The sequence below is a fragment of the Bradyrhizobium sp. genome (assembly GCF_016462955.1).
Lineage (GTDB): Bacteria > Pseudomonadota > Alphaproteobacteria > Rhizobiales > Xanthobacteraceae > Bradyrhizobium.
Genome location: NZ_JAEMSD010000447.1, coordinates 1 through 4,143, shown reverse-complemented (window position 1 = coordinate 4,143; position 4,143 = coordinate 1). Strand labels below are relative to the sequence as shown.

Here is a 4,143-nt window from a genome sequence, read left to right as displayed (position 1 = left end):
CCATTGATGACCGCTTCCGCCCAGCCGCTGCATCCCCCGTCCCGCACTTTGATGTTCCTGGAAGGGCGCGCGATCCACGAGTTCGGCGCTTTTCTCGGCGCGCTGCCGCTGCTGAGCCTTGCGCCACGCGGCGATGGACATCCGGTCCTAGTGCTGCCCGGCCTCGTGGCGTCCGATACATCCACGCGGGCGCTGCGCGCGTTTCTGACCAGCAAGGGTTATGCGGTGAGCGGCTGGCGACAGGGCCGCAATTATGGCCTGCGCGAAGGCGTCCAGGATGCGATGGTCGATCTGGTCGACGAGCTCAGCGATCGGCATGGCCGCAAGATCAGCCTGGTCGGCTGGAGTCTCGGCGGCCTCTATGCGCGCCAGCTCGCCAAGATGAGGCCGGAGCGCGTGCGTCAGATCATCACGCTCGGCAGTCCTTTCGCCGGCACCCCCCATTCGACCAATGCCTGGCGCGTCTATGAATGGGCGAGCGGACGGAAGGCCGACGAGGTCGATCCGCAGTTCGGCGGCGACCTTGCCGTGCCGCCACCGGTGCCGACCACCGCCATCTTCAGCCGCACCGACGGCGTCTGCGCCTGGCAGGGCTGCATGGAGAAGTCGGGTGCACAGACCGAGAGCATCGAGGTCGAGAGCAGCCATTGCGGCATGGGCCATCATCCTGCCGTCGTCTATGCCGTGGCCGACCGCCTCGCGCAGAAGGAGGGCCAGTGGCGCCCGTTCGACCGCAGCGGCTGGCGCAGCCTCGCCTATCCCGATCCGCATCGGTGATTCTTCGCCTCTCCCCGCCTGCGGGGAGAGGCCGACACGCGCCGAGCGATGCGGAGCATCGTCCGAAGCGTGGCGGGTGAGGGGGACTCTCAGCGAGTCTGTCTGTCACTGAGTTCGCGGATGCAGCCCCTCACCCCGACCTTCTTCCCGTGAGAACGGGGAGAGGAAGAGCAAGAGCGTCGCCCCATCCATTGTCGCGCCTGCACCAAACGCGCTAAGCCATGCCGCATGGCGCATCCGCTCTCCCGCATCATCGACCAGCTCAAGCGCGAGCCGTCGCGCACCGGCTCCATCGTCATCACCGTGTTCGGGGATGCCATCGTGCCGCGCGGCGGCTCCGTGTGGCTCGGCACGCTTTTGGAATTTTTCGAAAGTCTCGACATCGACAGCGGCGTCGTCCGAACCGCGATGTCGCGACTTGCCGCCGACGGCTGGCTGACGCGCGCAAAGGTCGGGCGCAACAGCTTCTATCGCCTGGCCGACAAGGGCCGGCAGACGTTCGAGGCGGCGACACGCCACATCTATGATCCGCCGCCGTCGGACTGGACCGGCCGTTTCGAGCTGCTCCTGATCGGCAACGGCGAGGACCGCGACGCCTCGCGCGAGGCACTGCGCAATGCCGGGTTCGGCAGTCCGCTGCCGGGCGTGTGGGTCGCGCCCTCGGGTGTGCCGGTGCCCGACGAGGCGGCCGCCGCGATCCGGCTCGAAGTCTCGGCCGAGGATGACAACGGCCGCCGCCTGCTCAGCGCGAGCTGGCCGCTGGGGCGCACGGCGGATGCCTATCTGAAATTCATGAAGACCTTCGAGCCGCTGCACGCCGCGATGGCGCGCGGCGCAGATCTATCCGAGGCCGACGCCTTCACGGCCCGGATCCTCTTGATCCACCATTACCGCCGGGTCGTGCTGCGCGATCCGTTGCTGCCCGAAAGCCTATTGCCGGCGGACTGGCCCGGGAGGGCGGCCCGCGAGCTCTGCGGCGACATCTACCGTGCGCTGCTCGCTCCGTCCGAGCAATGGCTCGACAGCCATGGCACCAATGAAAAAGGGCCGTTGCCGCCGGCGCGAAAGCTGCTGGAACGGAGGTTCGGCGCCTGATATTGTGTTACAGAAATATCTTGCACGAAGGTATTTCAGTTATATATTGTCTCCCAATAAATCGGGAGGATGCGCATGTACACCCAGGCGCTGAACACGGCCGAGACCGCTGATCGCGATCTTGAGGACGCAGGCAAAGCTACCCAGTTCCAGGCCCGTATCGATGCCGAGGAGCGCATCGAGCCGAACGACTGGATGCCGGCGGCCTATCGCAAGACGCTCACCCGCCAGATCTCCCAGCACGCCCATTCCGAAATCGTCGGCATGCTGCCCGAGGGCAACTGGATCACGCGCGCGCCGACCTTGCGCCGCAAGGCCGCGCTGCTCGCCAAGGTACAGGACGAATGCGGCCACGGCCTCTATCTCTACGCTGCGGCCGAGACGCTTGGCACCTCGCGCGAGGAACTGGTCGACGCGATGCTCGCGGGCAAGGCCAAATATTCCTCGATCTTCAACTATCCGACGCTGACCTGGGCCGACATCGGCACGATCGGCTGGCTGGTCGACGGCGCCGCGATCATGAACCAGATCCCGCTGTGCCGCTGCTCCTACGGGCCCTATGCCCGTGCGATGATCCGCGTCTGCAAGGAGGAGTCGTTCCACCAGCGCCAGGGCTACGAGATCATGGTGACGCTGTGCCGCGGCTCGGAGGAGCAGAAGGCGATGGCGCAGGATGCGCTGAACCGCTGGTGGTGGCCGGTGCTGATGATGTTCGGCCCGCCCGATGCCACAAGCCAGCACAGCGACACTTCGACGAAATGGAAGATCAAACGCTTTTCCAATGACGAGCTGCGCCAGAAGTTCGTCGATGCCACCGTGCCGCAGGCACAATATCTCGGTCTCACAATTCCCGACCCCGGCATGACGCAGGACGCCGATGGGCACTGGCGCTACAGCGAGATCGACTGGACCGAGTTCAAGCAGGTGCTCGCCGGCAACGGCCCCTGCAACCGCGACCGCATGGCCGCGCGCCGCAAGGCGCACGAGGAGGGCGCCTGGGTGCGCGAGGCAGCGGCCGCCTATGCGGCGAAGCGCGCGCAACGTCAGACCGCGCAGGCTGCCGAATAGGGAGATCGATATGGCCACGCCGAACACGCCGCTGTGGGAAGTCTTCATTCGCAGCCGCAACGGGCTCGCGCACAAGCACGTGGGATCGCTGCATGCCAGCGATGCCACCATGGCGCTGCAGGCCGCCCGCGACATTTACACCCGCCGCGGCGAGGGCCTGTCGATCTGGGTCGTGCCGTCGAGCGCGATCACCGCCAGCGATCCCGCCGAGAAAGGCATGATGTTCGAGCCGGCGGAATCGAAGATCTACCGGCATCCGACGTTCTACGAGGTGCCGGAAGAAGTGGGGCACATGTAGTGCTCACTCCCCTCATGGTGAGGAGCGCCAAGCGCATCTCGAACCATGAAGGCCCCTGAACCTGCGGCCATCCTTCGAGACGGCGCTGCGCGCCTCCTCAGGATGAGATCGGAACAAGTGGATAGAAGATGCCTGTTGCCAACGTCCAGGTCTCCGAAACGCCGCTGGTGCTCTACGCGCTGCGCCGCGCTGACGATGCGCTGATCCTCGGTCACAGGCTGTCGGAATGGTGCGGACACGCGCCGATGCTGGAAGAGGACATGGCGCTCTCCAATATCGCGCTGGACCTGATCGGCCAGGCGCGGGAGCTCTACACCTTTGCCGCCAAGGCCGAAGGCAGGGACAACGACGAGGACAAGCTCGCTTACTTGCGCGACGTGCGGCAGTACCGCAACATGCTGCTGGTCGAGCAGCCCAATGGCGACTTTGCCCAGACCCTGGTGCGTCAATTCTTCTATTCCGCCTTCGCCGATCTCTATTGGCGCGAGATGATGAGTTCGCGCGATGCGACGCTGGCGGCGATTGCCGCTAAATCGGAGAAGGAGAGCGCCTACCATCTGCGCCATGCCTCGGAATGGATCATCCGGCTTGGTGACGGCACCGACGAGAGCCACCGACGCGCGCAGGCTGCGATCGATCATCTCTGGGCCTTCACCGGAGAGATGTTTTCGGTCGACGACGGCGAGCGCGCGCTGATCCATGACGGCATTGTCGTCGATCCCGGGAGCTTGCGCGGTCGCTGGCTGACGACGCTCTCGGATGTCACCCGCGAGGCAACGCTCGTGCTGCCGCAGAACGAGTGGATGCAGCAGGGCGGCCGCTCCGGTCGTCACAGCGAGCATCTGGGGCATCTCCTGTCGGAGCTGCAGTCGATGCAGCGGACTTTTCCGGGGCTGACATGGTGA

Annotated in this window: 5 protein-coding genes; all 5 read left to right on the top strand. The window is 65.6% G+C overall.

Annotated features, from left to right (window positions below):
* Nucleotides 1-6: 6 nt before the first annotated feature.
* Nucleotides 7-777, top strand: coding sequence for an alpha/beta hydrolase (locus tag JHD07_RS31240; protein ID WP_291629157.1), 771 nt, complete (start codon nucleotides 7-9; stop codon nucleotides 775-777).
* A gap of 228 nt (nucleotides 778-1,005) precedes the next feature.
* The gene (gene paaX, locus JHD07_RS31235; protein ID WP_291629155.1) at nucleotides 1,006-1,872 is read left to right on the top strand and encodes a phenylacetic acid degradation operon negative regulatory protein PaaX; all 867 of its coding nucleotides are present in this window, start codon (nucleotides 1,006-1,008) and stop codon (nucleotides 1,870-1,872) included.
* A gap of 75 nt (nucleotides 1,873-1,947) precedes the next feature.
* The gene (paaA, locus tag JHD07_RS31230) at nucleotides 1,948-2,940 is read left to right on the top strand and encodes a 1,2-phenylacetyl-CoA epoxidase subunit PaaA (protein WP_291629153.1); all 993 of its coding nucleotides are present in this window, start codon (nucleotides 1,948-1,950) and stop codon (nucleotides 2,938-2,940) included.
* A gap of 10 nt (nucleotides 2,941-2,950) precedes the next feature.
* The gene (gene paaB / locus JHD07_RS31225) at nucleotides 2,951-3,238 is read left to right on the top strand and encodes a 1,2-phenylacetyl-CoA epoxidase subunit PaaB (protein ID WP_015687593.1); all 288 of its coding nucleotides are present in this window, start codon (nucleotides 2,951-2,953) and stop codon (nucleotides 3,236-3,238) included.
* A gap of 128 nt (nucleotides 3,239-3,366) precedes the next feature.
* Nucleotides 3,367-4,143 carry a 1,2-phenylacetyl-CoA epoxidase subunit PaaC gene (gene paaC, locus JHD07_RS31220; RefSeq protein WP_291629133.1) on the top strand — a complete coding sequence of 259 codons (777 nt, stop codon included), beginning with the start codon at nucleotides 3,367-3,369 and terminating at the stop codon, nucleotides 4,141-4,143.